Source organism: Falsiroseomonas sp., from assembly GCF_051860665.1.
In the GTDB taxonomy this organism is placed as follows: Bacteria; Pseudomonadota; Alphaproteobacteria; order Acetobacterales; family Acetobacteraceae; genus Falsiroseomonas.
On the sequence record NZ_JBHYDM010000002.1, the window covers coordinates 112468 to 127992 of the forward strand.

The following is a 15525-nucleotide window of genomic DNA, read 5'->3' on the forward strand; positions in this document are numbered from 1 at the left end:
GTCAAACGGGCTTAAGTGCGGCCTGTCAACCGGTGCGGGTGGAAAACGGCACCGCTGCCCGTGCTACGGGGGGCGCGCCACCATCAGGCCAGCCGGTGCGGCAGACCCGATTCCTCCACATAGGCCTTGAACAGCGCATAGCGGGCCGGATAGGCGGCCAGGAAGTCCGAATAATCGACCGCGGCACGCAGCGAGGCCGCGTCCCTGATCCGCATCGCCTCCTCCAGCGGCATGGAGGGCAGCTTCAGATGGTCGCAAAGCTCCTGCGTCCGCCGGTCATGCCGCAGCCAGAGGGCCGGCACGCCGGCCTGGAGCGCGAACATATTGCCGTGAAAGCGGCTGCCGGTGCTGAAATCGTAACGGGCCATATGGGCCAGCCAGGTATCCAGGTCGAAGAACTTGCGGAAATGCGCCTTGCAATAGGCGGCATAGGATTCGGGCGAAATGCCCTGGGCGGAAAAGAAGCGCTCCATCTTGGCATCGGCGGGCGGCGGCTGGTCCGCCTGCAGGAATTCCTCGTGGCTTTCCTGCTGGCCGATCATGTCAAAGCCGCGCTCGAACGCCCATTTCACCAGCGGCGCCTCTCGGCTGATCGAGGTGTAGTTGAAGGCGATCTGCGATCCCTCTTTCAGCGGCCGGGTCATCGCATGGGGAAAGTTCGGCGAAAGGCTCAGGAAGCAGGACTGGCAGCCCACCACGGCGGCGGTCTTGATGCCCAGCTTCTCCAGCACCTCGGCCGTGAAAGCCCCGCGGACGGCAATGCGGTTCGAGCGCTCGGCGATCATACGCAGTAGGCGAAGGGTGGGCTCGGGGATCGTCATATTGACCTCGCTTTCCGAGGCGGCCTGGGCGCCGAGCCCGAAGACGACGATCGGCTGGTCGGTCCTGGCGATATTCTGCGCCATGATGTCATGAAAGGCCGAGAGACTGTTCTGCGTGCTGCCAAGCCGGATGGCATTCGCCATGACCAGGACGATATGCGAGACACCCCTTGCCTTTTCCAGGTCCTTATCGGTCCAGGGGCGGATCGTCGGCAGATCGACGTGGCTTTGCAAAAGTCGGCGCGCAGCGACGGCGTGCAATATGTTGCCGGTATTGTCCGAGCGGAGAGGCCGGTAGACCGTCCCTGTTCCGATGACGCCAGGGATTCCAGACATCAATCACCCATCTGCACAAAAGGAAGTCCCGAAACGGAAAGGCCCAGGCCGCACCCCGAAACAGGGCATTTTCGCGCATTTCCACCGCTTACCATCATGTCGAAGCTGGACGTTCGAGTAAAGCGTCCGCGCCGTGCACTGTGGGGCAGGCGGGGCCGTGGGCGCGGCTTGGCTGGCCCAGGCTGCCAAGCTAGCCTCGCCCGCTCCGCGACCTGCCGCTGGCTGGGCGCCACCTCGGCGACAATCGGGACCATGATGACCCACCCTTTCCATCGCATGCTCGTCGAGGAGGTCCTGCGGCCACTTCGGAACCGCTCGGTGCTGTTCATGCCGAACAGCGGCAATGCCGGGGATTCGCTGATCAACCTGGCCACCATGCACTGTCTGGACCGGATGAGTATTCGCTACAAGGCTGTCGGCCCCGGCGCCAAGGTGGATGGGGAGGCGGTGCTGCTGGGCGGCGGCGGCAACTTCATCCCGGCCTATGGCACCATCCGCAAGGCCTTCGAGAACTTCCTCGACACGGCGAAGGAGATCATCCTTCTGCCGCATACCATCCGCGGCAATGAGGACCTGCTGCAGCGCATGGGCAGCAACGTCACCCTGATCGCGCGCGACGTGGAAAGCTATCGCCACGCCTCGGAAACCGCGACCCAGGCCCGCGTGCTGCTGGGCCATGACATGGCCTTCCACACGGATGTGGAGCGCCTGCTGCAATCCTCCGACGCCGCCCTGCGCTACCAGCCGGCCTTCGAGGAGGCTCTGGCCGCCCGTAAGGTGGACCTGGCCGCGCTGCAGGCGAAGGAGAAGGTCTATTTCGCCCGCCGTGACGTGGAACGCGCGGGATCGATCGGCGGTGCGGATGCCGATATCTCGGCAATCTTCGCCCTCGGCACCTGGCCGGGCAAGGCGGAGACCTCCGCCTGGTGCTTCCTGGAGATGATCCGCACCGCGCCGCCCATCGTCTCGGACCGCCTGCATGTCGGCATCGGCGCGGCGCTGCTGGGCAAGGACTGCACGCTGCACGACAACAGCTATGGCAAGAACCTCGGCGTCTGGCGCCACAGCCTGCGGCACCATTTCCCCACCGTGTCCTTTGCCGCGGCAGCCTGAGCGGGTGCGGCAGGGGCGCAGGTGATGGAAGCCGGTTTCGCCGTCCTGGCGCATCGGGCGCCGCCGGTCTGCCAGCGCCTGGTCCGGCGCCTGCTGCGGCTGGGGGACGTCTATCTGCACATCGATGCCAAGGTGACGCTGGAGGATTTCGTCCCCAGCGGGATCGAGCACCTGCCTGGGCGGCTGCACCTGGCGCGGCGGCGCTTCAATATCCGCTGGGGCTCCTTCGCCATGATCGAGGCGACGCTGGCCCTGCTGGCGGAGATGCGCGCCACCAGGCCCTATCACCGCATCACCCTGCTCTCAGGCGACAGCTATCCGATTTTTCCGGATCGGCGGATGCGCGAATTCCTCTGCTCCGCCACCGAGGCGATTTCCTGCCAGCCGGTGACAAGGGACAGTCGCAGGGTGAGGACCGAGCGGATCTTCATGCCCGACACCACGATGGGCACGCTCAAGGCGCAGATCACCGATCGCTTCCTCGCCCCTTCCGACGTGCCCGACCTGCTGGCGGCGATCGAACTGCTGCAGACGCGCGCGGAGTTCCTGCAGCGCAACCCGGTTCATATCGGGGGCCAGTGGTGGTCGCTGACCGGCGAAGCGCTGGGCCGGATCGAGGCCTTCCTCCAGGCCAATCCCGATTTCACCCGCCACTTCCGCTACTCGGCCATCCCGGATGAGAGCTTCTTCCAGACCGCCTTCATGAAGGCGGTCCCGCATCCTGAGCGCCGCGTGGCAAGCCCCCTCCATATCCGCTGGGACACCAAGCCGCGCCCCTTCGTCTTCCTGCTGCCGGAGCAGATCACCGACCTCCGCGCCTCCAACAAGCCTTTCACGCGCAAGGTGGCCGAGGAATCGGCCGAGCTGCTGGACCTGCTGGACGCCGAGGCCAATTCCGAAGCCTAGGCCCCCCAGGCGATGAAGGCCCCGTTCCGGAAGCCGGCGCCCGCCTTGCCATAGGCGAAGGCCCCACCCTCCGGCGTTTCCACCCGCCCGCCGGCGGCCTCCAGCACCGCCTGGCCGGCGGCGGTGTCCCATTCCATGGTGGGGCCGAAGCGCGGGTAGACATCCGCCACCCCCTCCGCCAGCAGGCAGAATTTCAGCGAGGAGCCGATCGCCCGGTGCTCGCCGATCGGCAGCCGCGCCAGCCAGGCCTCCGTCTCCGGATCCATATGCGACCGGCTGGCCACCGCGGTCCAATCCGCCGCCGGCCGCGGCCGGGCACGGATGGGCCGCCAGGCGGCGCGCTTCGGATCGGCGCCCGGCGGCAGCGCCGCCATCTCCGCCCCGAAGCCCGCCGCGCCGCGCCAGATGCGCCCCAGCGCCGGCGCATAGACCACGCCACAGACCGGCCGCCCGGCCTCGACCAGGGCGATGTTCACCGTGAACTCGCCGGAAGGCCCCAGGAATTCGCGCGTGCCGTCCAGCGGGTCCACCAGGATGAAGGTGGCGCCGGGCGGCGGCGTCACCCGCGCCGCATCCTCCTCCGACACCACGGCGATCCCCGGGGCGGCGGCGGGCAGGGCGGCCGCGATCACGGCCTCCGCCGCCAGGTCCGCCTCGGTCAGCGGCGAGCCATCGGCCTTGGCCTGCACGTCATGCGGCCGGGCGCGGATCTCGACGATGCGCTGGCCGGCCTCGGCGGCGATGGCGGAGAGGCGCGCCAGCAGGGGGCCGTGGTCGGTCATTGCGGTCGGGTTCCTGTCGCATGCGGCGCATCTTGCCGCGCCGAGGGTGGTCATGGGATAGCCGAAAGGCAAGCAGGGCCACCCGCCACGCGCATCAGGAGCCGGACGGACCGCCATGGACAGCCACCGCCACGACGCCATCCCGCCTTCCCGCGGCCTGCTGCGCTTCCTCACCTGCGGCTCCGTCGACGACGGCAAGTCCACCCTGATCGGCCGGCTGCTCTTCGACAGCCGCCTGATCATGGAGGATACGCTGGCGGCCATCACCAAGGACAGCCGCAAGCACGGCACGGTGGGAGAGGAGGTGGACCTCGCCCTGCTGGTGGATGGGCTGGAGGCGGAGCGCCAGCAGGGCATCACCATCGATGTCGCCTACCGCTTCTTCGCCACCCCGCGGCGCAGCTTCATCGTCGCCGATACGCCGGGGCATGAGCAGTACACGCGCAACATGGCGACGGGGGCGTCCAATTCCGACCTCGCCATCATCCTGTGCGATGCGCGGCGCGGCGTGCTGACCCAGACCCGGCGCCACGCCTATATCTGCTCGCTGCTCGGCATCCGGCACGTGGTGCTGGCGGTGAACAAGATCGACCTGGTGGGTTTCGACCAGGCCGTCTTCGACCGCATCACCGGCGATTTCTCCCGATTTGCCGCCGGGCTCGGCTTCCACACCATGCAGCCGATCCCCGTCTCGGCGCGCTTCGGCGACAATGTCTCGGGCGAGTCCGGCAATACGCCCTGGTATCGCGGACCGACGCTGATCGCGCATCTGGAGCAGGTGGAGCCGGAGGCCGAGGCGGCGGCGCGCCCTTTCCGTTTCCCCGTGCAATGGGTGAACCGGCCCAGCCAGGATTTTCGCGGATTCTCGGGCACCGTCGCCTCCGGCCGCATCGCGACCGGCGAGGCGGTGGTGGTCGCCGCCTCCGGCAAGGCCAGCACGATCGCCCGGATCCTCGGCCCGGATGGCGACCAGACGGTGGCCACGGCCGGCGATGCCGTGACCCTTTGCCTGGCGGATGAGGTGGATGTGGCGCGCGGCGATGTGCTGGTGCCGCCCGCCGAGCGCCCCGCGGTGACGGACCAGTTCGCCGCGCATATCCTGTGGATGGACGAGGAGCCGCTGCTGCCCGGCCGGCAATACCTGATGCGTTCCGGCAATCTCTGGACGCCGGTCTCCGTCACCTCCATCCGCCACCGCGTCGATGTGAATACGCTGGAACACCAGGCGGCGCGGCGCCTCGACCTCAACGAGATCGGCTTCTGCAACCTCTCGGCCGCCCAGCGCGTGCCGCTCGACCCCTATGCGGAGAATCGCCAGACCGGCGCCTTCGTGCTGGTGGACCGCTTCAGCAACCGCACCGCCGGCGCCGGCATGGTCGCCTTCAGCCTGCGCCGCGCCACCAATATCCACGCGGAGGAATTCCTGGTGGACAAGGCCGCCCGCGCGGCGCTGGACCACCAGAAGCCGCTGGCGCTGTGGTTCACCGGCCTCTCCGGCTCCGGCAAGTCCACCATCGCCAAGCTGGTGGAACAGGCGCTGCATGCGGAGGGCCGGCACACCTATACGCTGGACGGCGACAACCTGCGGCACGGGCTGAACCGCGACCTCGGCTTCACCGATGCCGACCGCGTCGAGAACATCCGCCGTGTCGGCGAAGTGGCAAAACTCTTCGTCGATGCCGGGCTGATCGTCATCTGCTCCTTCATCTCGCCCTTCCGGGCGGAGCGGCAGATGGTGCGGGAGATGATGGGCGAGGGCGAGTTCATCGAGGTCTTCGTCGACACGCCGATCGAGGACTGCATCAGGCGCGACCCCAAGGGTCTCTACGCCAAGGCCCTGGCCGGCACGATCCGCAACTTTACGGGAATCAGCAGCCCTTACGAGGCACCCGAAGCACCGGAACTGCGCATCGCAACCCCGGGCCTGACGCCGGAGGAAGCGGCCGGCCAGGTGCTGGCGCATCTGCGGCGCCTGCTGGCCGGCTGAACCCATGTCCATGCATCTGTTGTCCGAGGGCCGCGCCCTGGCCTTCCTGCGCGAGGCCGACCTCACCGCCGGGCCCTGCATCTTCGTGCATGTGCCGAAGACCGCCGGCACGTCCCTGCGCGCCGAGCTCGCGGCGATCCTGCCGCCCGACGTCAATATCCATGTCGACTATACCGACACCACGCGCAGCTTCCGCGAACGCATCGACGAGGCGGTGGAGCGCTTCCTCGACCAGGCAGGGCCTGGCGGCATCCGCTTCGCCTCCGGCCATATCGTCGCGCGCCATGTCGCGCGCATCGCGGAACGCCTGCCGCAGGCGCGCTTCATCACCATGCTGCGCGACCCGGTGGCGCGGGTGATCTCCGACTATCGCCACCAGCGGTCCCCGCGCCAGCCCGGCTTCGAGGCCTTCCGCCAGCGCGTGCCGGATCTGGACGCCTATCTCGCGCTGCGCTGGGAGATGGACAAGTCGGCGCTGCACCTGGTGCCGCAGGAGATCCTGGCCCGCGGCGATACGGCGGCCGCCATCGAGCACGTCGCGCGCTGCTTCGCCTTCGTCGGCATCCAGGAAATGTACGACCTGTCCTTCCGCGCCATCACCGCCTTGGCGGGCCGGCAGCAGGCGCCGCAGATCCGGGCCAATGTGAACATGGATGAGGACGGCACGGATGCGGTGGATGCCGCGACGGCCGCGCGCATCCGTGCGCTGAACCCGATGGATGCGGCGCTCTACGACCATTTCGCGGAGGCGCTGCGCACCGCAACCCCGGCGCTGCGCGCCGTGCTGGGATGACGCCGCTCCAGGCCTTCTTCACCGGCGATTTTTCGACATGGCGCGCCAGCGCCCATCCGGCGCCGCCGCTCTGGCTTTTCGTGCATGTGCCGAAGACCGCCGGCTCCTCGCTCGCGGCGGAGATCGCGACGGATGTGGCGCCCTATCGCAGCCTGCATATCGACCATCTCGATCGCAGCCGCCCGGCGCTCGCGCGCTACGACACCGTGGTGGAACAGGCGCTGGAGGCCTTCGCGAAAACGCCCTTCCGCTTCGCCTCCGGCCATGTGCAGCAGCGCCAGGTGGCGCGGCTGATGCAGGGCGTGCCGGGCACGCGGCTCTTCACCATGCTGCGGGACCCCGCGGCCCGGCTGGTCTCGGATTATCTCTACCAGCGGTCCCCGATGCATCCGCTGGCCGAGGAGGTGCGCCGCCGCATCCCGGATTTCGACGCCTTCCTGGACCTGCCCGGCCAGCGCAATCGCGCCGCCCGCCACCTGGTGCCCAGGCCGATCCTGGATGCCGGGGACGCCGCCGCGGCCATCGCGCATATCGAGGCGCACTACGCCTTCCTTGGCCTGCAGGAGAGCTATGCGCTGGCTTTCCGGGCACTCACGGCGCTGCTGGCCGCGCCCCGCGCGCCGGCCGCGCGGCTGCGCGTGAATGCGGCGGCCGCGGCGGAGCGGGCGGAAATCGCCGCACGCCTCGCCGACCCCGTGCTGGCCGCGCGCATCGCCGAGGCGAATGGCCTCGACCTCGCCATCTATCGCTATTTCGGCGCGCGCTGGGACTCCGTCACGCGCCGGCTGGAAGCCTGGCTAGCCGACCTCGGCTGAGGTCGGCGAAGGCGTCAGCCGGGGCCGACCATGCCGGCGCGCGGGGCGCCGGGGCGGCTGGCCTCCACGGCGCTGGCCAGGGCTCGGCCGCGCTCGCCCCAGCCCTCCTGCTCCTCCGCCGGCAGCCCGGCCAGGCGCGCGGCGCGGCGCACCAGGGCGGGCAGCACCTCCAGCAGCGCCGCCATCATGGCCCGGTCCTGCGGCGAGGTGAGCTGGGCCATCGCCTCCGCCGTGCCCTCCGTCTCCAGCCGGAAATAGGGGCCGAACTGGTCGCTGCCGCCCTTCGGCCAGGTCTCGAACATATTCGGCCAGCCCTTGATGCGGCGGAATTCCAGACCGACGGTGCCGCGCCGCTCGAAGAGCTTCAGCCGCACCTCCCGCCAGACGCCGGCCGCCGAGACCAGTCCGGTCAGGCCGAGATCGACATGGCGGTAGGTGCCATCGGCATTGGCCGTGTGCTGGTGCAGCTTGATGTCCTGGAAATCCGCCCCGCCCGGCGGCATGTCGCCGGCCAGCACCGGCATCGGCGCGGCCAGGGTCATCGGCGTGGTGGCCGGCGCCGGCGGCGGCAGCGGGCCGCCGGCCTCGCCACCGGCCAGCGGCGGCTGCGTGGCGGCGGCGCGTGGCGGCGGTCCAGCCAGGCCCACGGCCGGCGGCACCGGATCGGGCGAGAGCGGCGCGGGGACCGTGCCGGGCAGCGGCACCGAAAGCCGCGCGGGCTGCGATGTCGTGCCGGGCCGCCCGGCCTCCGGCAGCAGGCGCCGCGGTGCCCCGGCGGCGCCGGCCATCAGCGCCAGGGCGGAGACCTCCACCGTCAGCGCCGCCGTGCCCCGGTTGCGCAGCGCGAGGCCGAGCCGCAGCGCGCCGCCGAGGCCCGCCGGCAGCGGCAGGGCGATGCGCAGCGCCCCGGTCGCATCCGGGATCCGCCAGCCGCTGTCACGGGTGGGGCCCGATTCCGGCCCCGCGCTCAGCGCCACCTGCAGGCCCGCCGCATCGCCCAGCCGGCAGGCCAGCTCCGCCAAGGCGAGGTCGGCGGCGCCGGGCGGCAGGCTGGGCAGGCGCAGCTGCGCGGTGCTGCCGGGCTCCAGCTCCAGCAGCATCCGTGGCGCCTCACCACCCGCCGCCACCATGCGGGATTCGGCGCCCTCCACCACCGCCGCCGCCCAGGCGGCCTCCGGCAGGGGCATGGCCAGGCCGGCGGTGGGGGCGGGCAGGTCGCGCGCCGCCCAGTCGAAATGGCGCGGCAGCGCCAGGTGATGCGGCGCCGCCGTCTCCGCCCTCAGCGCCAGCGGCGCCAGGGCCCCATCGCCGGCGGCGGAGAGTTGAAGAATGTCGCTGGCGGCGACCTCGGCCGCCACCTCCAGCACCGCCTCTGCCGCGCCGGGCGGCGCCGGCTCCGGCAGGTCGAGCGCCAGCCAGCCGGGGGCGAGATCCGGCCCCGGCACCGCCCAGGCGCCCAGCACGCGCCCGCCGGCCAGCAGCCGCACCCGCAGCAGGCTGGCCGGGCCGGCATGGACGGCGGCGAGATGCAGCGACAGGGCGCAAAACCCCTCAGCCGGGCGACCCAGATGCTGGGTGACGCGGGCGGGCGGCGGCGGCGCCAGGGGGGCGGGCGGCAGGTCGATCACCCGCTGCCGCGCAGCGGGCTGGCCGACGGCCGCGGCCTGCAGCCGCAGCCGCGCGGCCTCCGACATCGCCAGCGCCTGCATGGCCAGTTCCAGCAGGGCGGGCAGGGGGTTGTTGCCGGTCACCTGGGGCAGGCCGGGGGGCAGGCCGGCCGCCAGCTCCGCCGCGCCGGCCGCATCCGCGGCCAGGATGGCCAAGGGGCGCAGGCCGGCGGGCAGCGGCTCCGCCGCACCATCCGGCGTGCCATCCTGCCGCAGCACCCCCTGCACCGGGCGCAGCACCGCCATGGGCAGCCGCTCCAGCCCCAGCATGCCGGGCGGGGCGACCACGGCGGGCTGGCCGGCGGCCAGGGCGGCGCGCTCGGCCGCGCCGATCAGGAATGCGGTCATGCGGGCGTCTCCGGATTGCGGGCCATCGGCCGGCGTGCCGCGGCGGCGCGCAGCAGGCCGAGCCATTCGGGCAGGATGCGGTCCCAGGACCGGCGCGCCGCCTCGGCCCGGGCGCGCCCGGCCAGGGCGGCGGCGCCTTCCGGGTCCGCCAGCAGGTCGCGCAGGGCCGCGGCAAAGGGCGCGGCCTCCGGCCTCGGCACCAGCCGGGCGAGGTCGGGCGCCGCGGGGCCGAGACCCTCCAGCGCGGAGGCCGTTGCCACAACGGGGCAGCCGGCGGCCGCCGCCTCCAGGAAGACCAGCGGCATCCCCTCCAGCACCGAGGGCAGCACCAGCGCATCGGCGGCCAGGTACCAGGCTTCCGGATCGGCCAGCTGGCCGAGCAGCCGCAGCCGCCCCTCCGCATCCGCCGCCGCCTGGCGGTCCAGCAGGGGGCGCAGCGGACCGCTGCCGGCGCAGGCCAGCGTCATCCCGGCGGAGGTCGCGATCTCCGGCAGCAGATGCGCGCCCTTGGCCTTTTCCAGCCGGCCGACGAAGAGGATCAGCGGCGCATCCGCATGCAGGCCGAGTGCGGCACGCAGCGCAGCGCGGGCCAGGGCGCGATCCGCCCGCGGTGGTGGCGGGGCGGGGTTGTCGATCTGTGCGCAGGCCAGCGGCGGCAGGCCGAAGAAGCCCTCGGCCCGGCGCGCGCCGGCGGCGGAGACGGCGCACCAGGCCATCTCCCGGACCGCCAGTCCCTCCAGCGCCTCCGCCAGCCCGGCCGGCGGCGCCTCCGGCACCAGGTGCAGCACCGCCAGCCGCGGCAGGCCAGGGGCGGCGCGCAGCAGGCCGAGGCCGGCATTGGGCCAGGGCAGGGGGATCAGCAGGATATCGGGGGCGAGGCGCGCGATCAGCGCGGCGGCGGCGGCCTTCTGGCCGGCGATCTCCTCCGGCGTCGGCACCCGGCCGCCCCAGCCGATCGGCGCCGGGTGCAGCGCCGGCGCGGGGCCGGGGGGCAGCGCGGCGGCCAGTTCGGGCAGCAGCGCGGCCTCGGCGGCCAGGCTCACGCGCAGGCCCGGCTGCGCCGCCAGCCGCGCGGCCAGTTGCAGCGTATGGCCCTCGGTGCCGCCAAGGCGGGTGGAGGGCAGCAGGATGAGGAGATGGGCGAGGCGCCCGGCCGGCGGCGGGGTCATCCGGCCAGCCTCAGCGGCGCCTGTGGGCTGCGGCCCATCTGAGTTCCCGACCCTGTTGCCAATCTTGCCTGTCCCTTAGCGCAGCCCCGGCGTTGGCGCCAAGTCAGGCGCCTGCGGCGCCGGGGGCGCCAAGTCAGGCGCCTGCGGCGCGGGGGCGGGCCGCCGGGCGGGGAATGCCGCGCGCCAGGCCCGCCAGGCTGCGCATGGCCGGCGCCAGCGCCGCCGGGCCGAAATGGCGCCGGCCGAAGGCCTGCGCCGCATCGCCCATGCGCGCCCGCGCCGTGGGGTCCAGCACCAGTTCCGCCAGGGCGGCGACGAAGCCGGCGCGGTCCTCGGCCAGGGCATAGGCGGTGCCGGCGCCGCCGCTGAGGCCGTAGAGCGCCTCCGCCGTCAGCACGCTCGGCAGGCCGTGGCAGAGATACTCCACCGTCTTGATCTTCAGCCCGCCGCCGTAGAAGACCGGGTTCACGCCGATATCGAGCCTCGCCAGGAATTCCTCCGGCCGCTCGACCATCCCATGCGCCACCACGCCCGCGCGGCCCGGCGGCACGGCGGCGGAGACTTGGCCGGCCACATGCAGCTCCGCCCCCAGCGGCGCGATGGCGGGCCAGACCTGGTCCAGCAGCCAGGCGAGGCCATCCCGGTTCATCGGGCTGTCGCCGCCCAGGAAGCCGATCCGCACAGGGCCTTCCGCACTGCCGGCGGCGCGCGGCACCAGCGGCACCACATGCGGCGCAAGCAGCACGCGGCCGGGCAGCAGGGCTTCGAGCCAGGCGAATTCGTCCTGCTGGATGGCCAGCAGCTGGTCGAAGTCCGAGAGGATCCGCAGCTCCTCCTGCACGCTGATCTCGATGAAGTGGCGGCGGCCGAAATGGGCGAAGTTGCGCGCCCGCAGCGACATGATGTCGTGCGTGTCCAGCACCTTCAGCACCGGCTGGGCGATGGCGTGCCGCAGGTAGGACAGGCGGATATACTCCAGCACCACCGCATCCGGCGGGTTCTCCGCCAGGTGCCGGGCGAAGAGCGGCAGGGCGGCGGCGATGGTGGAGCGGCGTTCGAAAGGCGTCAGCCCCTTGGGCAGGATCGCTTCCGGCGTCGCCGGCAGCGGCCCGGTGGGGAAGAGGCGGCACCTTCCGCCCAGGATCTTCCGGGCACGGTCCTGCTCGGTCTCGGACATGGTGCCCAGGAAGAAGAGGTCGAGGTCCATCTCGGACCGCGCCGCGCGGGCGAGGGAGGCGATGCGGGCGTGGTTGCCCAGCCGCTCCTCCCAGAAGCGCAGGTCGGTCACCAGCAGGGTGCGCGGCCGCTGCATCGCCAGGCGCAGCTCCGCCGGGCTGGCCAGGTGGCGCTGTTCCGCCGCCACCCGGGCGGCATAGCCCTGCCAGAGTCGCGCCGAATCCCGGGCCAGCCCCGGCCGCAGCGCCGGCTCCGCCACCAGGCGCTGCACCAGGGCGGCCAGCGCCGGGGCATCCGCCGCGGCCTGGAAGGGCAGCTGCGGCGCGAGCCCCGCAAAAGCCTCCGCCGTGCCGGCCACTGGTCGGCCGCGCGCCAGGGCCTCCACCGTCTTGATCTTCAGCCCGGTGCCGCCCTCATGCGGGTTCACCACCAGGTCGACCGTCGCATAGAGCTCGTCCGGATCGGCCACGGGGCCGAGCAGCGTCAGGCCCGGCTGCGGCGCGAGGTGCCCGGCGGCGCTGCCGGCGATGCGCAGCTCGGCGCCGGCCGCGGCCAGGGCCGGCAGGTCCAGCGCCGCCAGGAATCGGCCCAGCGCCCGGGTATTCATCGGGTTCGAACTGCCGAGATAGCCGATGACGAAGCGGCCATCCGGGGGGCGCGGCGCCAGGGGCGGGCGGTCTTCGGCCGGGACATGGCCCAGCGTCAGCACCGGCTTGGGGCTGTAGGCGTCGAAGGCTTCCCGCTCCTCGTCCTGGATCGCCAGCACGAGATCGGCCCGGCCGAAGCCGCGCGCCTCCTCCGCCTCCGTCGTGAAGTAGAAGGAGGGATTGAGCCCCAGCGCGCGCAACCGCTTGTCGCGGCCGCCGAACTGGTCGTGCGTGTCCAGCACCTTCAGCACCGGCGCCGGGAAGCGCAGGTGCGGCGCCGGGAAGAAGGTGAAGGCGCGGCTGAGGAAGACATATTCCACCAGCACCATGTCGAAGCCCGGCCGCCGCGCCGCGAGCCCGACCAGCGCATCCTCCAGCGCCGGCTGGATCCAGTCGTCGAGGCCGAAGCTGCCATCGGGCAGGCTCGGCTTCTCCAGGCTGCGGTCATGCGGCACCAGGATCAGCTCGTCCCAGGCACTTCGCATGGAATCAAGGTGTTCGGGCGCGACCTTCTCACGGTCTAGCAGGCAGAGCGTGATGCCATGGCCGGCTGCCTTCAGCCCGGAGAGCACGGCATGGATGCGGGCGCGGTTGCCGGCATCCTGCGGATGGCTCGGCGTGGGGGAGACGACCAGGATTCGCATGGGGCTCGGGCTGTCCGGAAGGCAGGCGGCCAGGATAGGGGAGGGGCCGCGCGCGGCAAGCACCTGCCCGGCAAAGGGTCTGCCGGGGTTGCAGCAGCGTCCCCGCTGGGGCATACCGCGCCCGCCGGCCCTGGGCAGATGCAGGGGGGCGGCAAATTCGCACGCGCTGCACCTTCCGGGGGGTCTCCCCCGAAGGTCCGGTCCCCTCCCTTCGGTCTGACGGGCGGGGGCGGCAGCGCGGAGGCTCAACCGGACCACTGGAAGAAGAAAGGATTTCGCCGATGGCGATGCCCGACGTCACCCTGCGCGGCCTGCTCGAGGCCGGCGTTCACTTCGGCCACCACACCCGCCGCTGGAACCCCCGGATGGCGCCCTATATCTTCGGCGTGCGCAACCAGGTCCATATCCTGGACCTGCAGCAGACCGTGCCGATGATGGACCGCGCCCTGCGCGCTATCCGTGACGTGGTGGCTGCCGGTGGCCGCGTGCTGCTGGTCGGCACCAAGAAGGCCGCCGCCGACTACGTCGCCGAAAGCGCCGCGCGCTGCGGCCAGTACTACGTGAACCACCGCTGGCTGGGCGGCATGCTGACCAACTGGAAGACCATCCAGGGCAGCATCAAGCGCCTGAAGCAGATGGAAGAGCAGCTCGGCGGCAACATCCAGGGCCTCACCAAGAAGGAAGTCCTGATGCTGACGCGGGAGCGTGAGAAGCTCGACCGCGCGCTCGGCGGCATCAAGGACATGGGCGGCCTGCCGGACATCATCTTCGTCATCGACACGGTGAAGGAGAAGCTGGCGATCGAGGAGGCCAACAAGCTCGGCATCCCGGTGGTCGCCGTGGTCGACAGCAATGCGGATCCGATGGGCATCGCCTATCCGATCCCGGGCAATGACGATGCGATCCGCGCCATCCACCTGTACTGCGACATGGTCGCCGGCGCGGTGCTGGACGGCATCTCGGCCGAGCTCGGCTCCTCCGGCGCCGACCTCGGCGCGGCCGAGGAGCTGGCACCCGAGGCGCTGCCCGACGTCGCCGATGTGCTGCCCGAGGCGGTGGCCGCCGAGATCAGCGCCGAGCTGGCGGCCGAGCCCGCCAAGGATGCGCCGGCCGCCTGATCTGCGCGCCCCCCGGCCCCGCCGGGGGGAAAGGCCGGGCCGCTGGGCCGGGCAATTGGAAAAAAGCCGCGCTGCGGGGTCCTCTGGGGACACCCTGGTGCGGCCGTGATGCGATGGGGATGATCGATATGGCCGAGATCACCGCGGCGATGGTGCGCGAGCTGCGCGAGAAGACCGGCGCCGGCATGATGGACTGCAAGAAGGCGCTGGTGGAGGCGGCCGGCGACATGGAAGCCGCCATCGACTGGCTGCGCAAGAAGGGCCTCTCGGCCGCCGCCAAGAAGTCCGGCCGCGTCGCCGCCGAGGGCCTGGTGGGCGTTGCCTCCGGCCCCAATGTCGCCGCCATGGTCGAGGTGAATGCCGAGACCGACTTCGTCGCCCGCAACGATGCCTTCCAGGCCTTCGTGGCCGAGGTGGCGGGCCTGGCCCTTTCGGTCGGAGACGACATCGAGGCGCTGAAGGCGGCGACCTATCCGGGCACCACGCACTCCACGCAGGAGGAGCTGACCCGCCTGATCGCCACGATCGGCGAGAACATGTCGATCCGCCGCGCCAAGGTGCTGCGCGTCTCCTCCGGCACCGTCGCCACCTATATGCACAATGCGGTGAAGCCGGGCCTCGGCAAGATCGGCGTGCTGGTGGCGCTGCAGGCCGAGAACGAGATCGAGGCGCTGGAGGCGCTCGGCCGCCAGATCGGCATGCATGTCGCCGCGACCCGGCCGGAGGCGCTCGATGTCTCCGCCGTCGACCCCTCGGCGCTGGAGCGCGAGAAGGCGGTGCTGCGCGAGCAGGCCGCCACCTCCGGCAAGAAGCCCGAGATCGTCGAGAAGATGATCGAGGGCCGCATCCGCAAGTACTACGAGGAAGTGGTGCTGCTGGAGCAGGTCTGGGTGCATGACGGCGAGAGCCGCGTGAAGGAAGTGGTCAAGAAGGCCGGTGGCGAGCTGACCGGCTTCGCCCGCTTCCACCTGGGCGAGGGCATCGAGAAGGTGGCGACCGACTTCGCCGCCGAAGTGGCCGCCGCCGCCAAGGGCTGAGGCCCCGCCCGGCCGCCCGCGGGCGGCCGGTTCGCCCGCGCGCCCGCGATCCCGCTCCTGTCCCGGGGGCGGGGCCGCGCCGCCATCCGGCTTGCCGGAGGCGCCGCCACAGGGCGGCTTTCCCTTCGCCTTGCGGCCGCCATGGTGCGCCGCCTATGTTTCGCAA

The 15525-nt window shown here is 71.8% G+C and carries 12 protein-coding genes; 7 read left to right on the top strand and 5 right to left on the bottom strand.

Annotated features, from left to right (window positions below; genetic code table 11):
• Positions 1–83: 83 nt before the first annotated feature.
• Positions 84–1157 carry a polysaccharide pyruvyl transferase family protein gene (locus tag ACTIF1_RS02325; protein ID WP_439594754.1) on the bottom strand — a complete coding sequence of 358 codons (1074 nt, stop codon included), beginning with the start codon at positions 1155–1157 and terminating at the stop codon, positions 84–86.
• A gap of 252 nt (positions 1158–1409) precedes the next feature.
• Between ACTIF1_RS02325 and ACTIF1_RS02330 the strand changes: the two genes are divergently transcribed.
• Both ACTIF1_RS02330 and ACTIF1_RS02335 read left to right on the top strand, forming a co-directional pair.
• Positions 1410–2270: a polysaccharide pyruvyl transferase family protein gene (locus tag ACTIF1_RS02330; RefSeq protein WP_439594755.1), complete on the top strand. Its 861-nt coding sequence runs from the start codon at positions 1410–1412 to the stop codon at positions 2268–2270.
• 24 nt (positions 2271–2294) lie between these two features.
• Positions 2295–3176 carry a beta-1,6-N-acetylglucosaminyltransferase gene (locus ACTIF1_RS02335; protein ID WP_439594979.1) on the top strand — a complete coding sequence of 294 codons (882 nt, stop codon included), beginning with the start codon at positions 2295–2297 and terminating at the stop codon, positions 3174–3176.
• On the opposite strand, the gene cysQ is transcribed toward ACTIF1_RS02335, so the two are convergent.
• A complete protein-coding gene (cysQ, locus tag ACTIF1_RS02340; protein WP_439594756.1) occupies positions 3173–3958 on the bottom strand; it encodes a 3'(2'),5'-bisphosphate nucleotidase CysQ in 786 nt (261 codons plus the stop codon). The two genes, ACTIF1_RS02335 and cysQ, sit on opposite strands and share 4 nt — an antisense overlap.
• A 115-nt stretch (positions 3959–4073) precedes the next feature.
• On the opposite strand from cysQ, the gene cysN reads away from it, so the two are divergent.
• From cysN to ACTIF1_RS02355, 3 genes are read left to right on the top strand one after another with little or no spacing between them, the layout of a single operon-like run.
• Complete coding sequence (gene cysN, locus ACTIF1_RS02345; protein ID WP_439594757.1) at positions 4074–5945, top strand: sulfate adenylyltransferase subunit CysN; 1872 nt, start codon at positions 4074–4076, stop codon at positions 5943–5945.
• A gap of 4 nt (positions 5946–5949) precedes the next feature.
• Entirely contained in the window at positions 5950–6738 is a 789-nt protein-coding gene (locus tag ACTIF1_RS02350) for a sulfotransferase (RefSeq protein ID WP_439594758.1), read from the top strand.
• Positions 6735–7553 (top strand): hypothetical protein, encoded by an 819-nt coding sequence (locus ACTIF1_RS02355; protein ID WP_439594759.1) that lies wholly within the window; start codon positions 6735–6737, stop codon positions 7551–7553. The genes ACTIF1_RS02350 and ACTIF1_RS02355 overlap by 4 nt, the downstream gene beginning before the upstream one ends.
• A 14-nt stretch (positions 7554–7567) precedes the next feature.
• Here the strand turns inward: ACTIF1_RS02355 and ACTIF1_RS02360 are convergent, their stop codons facing one another.
• The 3 genes from ACTIF1_RS02360 to ACTIF1_RS02370 all read right to left on the bottom strand — a co-directional run bounded on the left by ACTIF1_RS02360 (position 7568) and on the right by ACTIF1_RS02370 (position 13204).
• On the bottom strand, positions 7568–9568 hold the full coding sequence (locus tag ACTIF1_RS02360) for a DUF6212 domain-containing protein (RefSeq protein WP_439594760.1): 2001 nt from the start codon (positions 9566–9568) through the stop codon (positions 7568–7570).
• The gene (locus ACTIF1_RS02365; RefSeq protein WP_439594761.1) at positions 9565–10737 is read right to left on the bottom strand and encodes a glycosyltransferase; all 1173 of its coding nucleotides are present in this window, start codon (positions 10735–10737) and stop codon (positions 9565–9567) included. Before ACTIF1_RS02365 ends, ACTIF1_RS02360 begins: the two co-directional genes overlap by 4 nt.
• 133 nt (positions 10738–10870) lie before the next feature.
• Positions 10871–13204: a glycosyltransferase gene (locus tag ACTIF1_RS02370; protein WP_439594762.1), complete on the bottom strand. Its 2334-nt coding sequence runs from the start codon at positions 13202–13204 to the stop codon at positions 10871–10873.
• Between the two features lie 281 nt (positions 13205–13485).
• Between ACTIF1_RS02370 and rpsB the strand changes: the two genes are divergently transcribed.
• The gene (gene rpsB, locus ACTIF1_RS02375) at positions 13486–14322 is read left to right on the top strand and encodes a 30S ribosomal protein S2 (RefSeq protein ID WP_439594763.1); all 837 of its coding nucleotides are present in this window, start codon (positions 13486–13488) and stop codon (positions 14320–14322) included.
• A gap of 128 nt (positions 14323–14450) precedes the next feature.
• Positions 14451–15359 (top strand): translation elongation factor Ts, encoded by a 909-nt coding sequence (gene tsf / locus ACTIF1_RS02380; RefSeq protein ID WP_439594764.1) that lies wholly within the window; start codon positions 14451–14453, stop codon positions 15357–15359.
• The last annotated feature ends 166 nt before the right edge of the window (positions 15360–15525 follow it).

Excerpts from the sequence above, each read along its gene's own strand:
- ACTIF1_RS02325 (WP_439594754.1), bottom strand. The coding sequence starts at position 1,157 with ATGTCTGGAATCCCTGGCGTCATCGGAACAGGGACGGTCTACCGGCCT.
- ACTIF1_RS02330 (WP_439594755.1), top strand. The coding sequence starts at position 1,410 with ATGATGACCCACCCTTTCCATCGCATGCTCGTCGAGGAGGTCCTGCGG.
- ACTIF1_RS02335 (WP_439594979.1), top strand. The coding sequence starts at position 2,295 with ATGGAAGCCGGTTTCGCCGTCCTGGCGCATCGGGCGCCGCCGGTCTGC.
- cysQ (WP_439594756.1), bottom strand. The coding sequence starts at position 3,958 with ATGACCGACCACGGCCCCCTGCTGGCGCGCCTCTCCGCCATCGCCGCC.
- cysN (WP_439594757.1), top strand. The coding sequence starts at position 4,074 with ATGGACAGCCACCGCCACGACGCCATCCCGCCTTCCCGCGGCCTGCTG.
- ACTIF1_RS02350 (WP_439594758.1), top strand. The coding sequence starts at position 5,950 with ATGTCCATGCATCTGTTGTCCGAGGGCCGCGCCCTGGCCTTCCTGCGC.
- ACTIF1_RS02355 (WP_439594759.1), top strand. The coding sequence starts at position 6,735 with ATGACGCCGCTCCAGGCCTTCTTCACCGGCGATTTTTCGACATGGCGC.
- ACTIF1_RS02360 (WP_439594760.1), bottom strand. The coding sequence starts at position 9,568 with ATGACCGCATTCCTGATCGGCGCGGCCGAGCGCGCCGCCCTGGCCGCC.
- ACTIF1_RS02365 (WP_439594761.1), bottom strand. The coding sequence starts at position 10,737 with ATGACCCCGCCGCCGGCCGGGCGCCTCGCCCATCTCCTCATCCTGCTG.
- ACTIF1_RS02370 (WP_439594762.1), bottom strand. The coding sequence starts at position 13,204 with ATGCGAATCCTGGTCGTCTCCCCCACGCCGAGCCATCCGCAGGATGCC.
- rpsB (WP_439594763.1), top strand. The coding sequence starts at position 13,486 with ATGGCGATGCCCGACGTCACCCTGCGCGGCCTGCTCGAGGCCGGCGTT.
- tsf (WP_439594764.1), top strand. The coding sequence starts at position 14,451 with ATGGCCGAGATCACCGCGGCGATGGTGCGCGAGCTGCGCGAGAAGACC.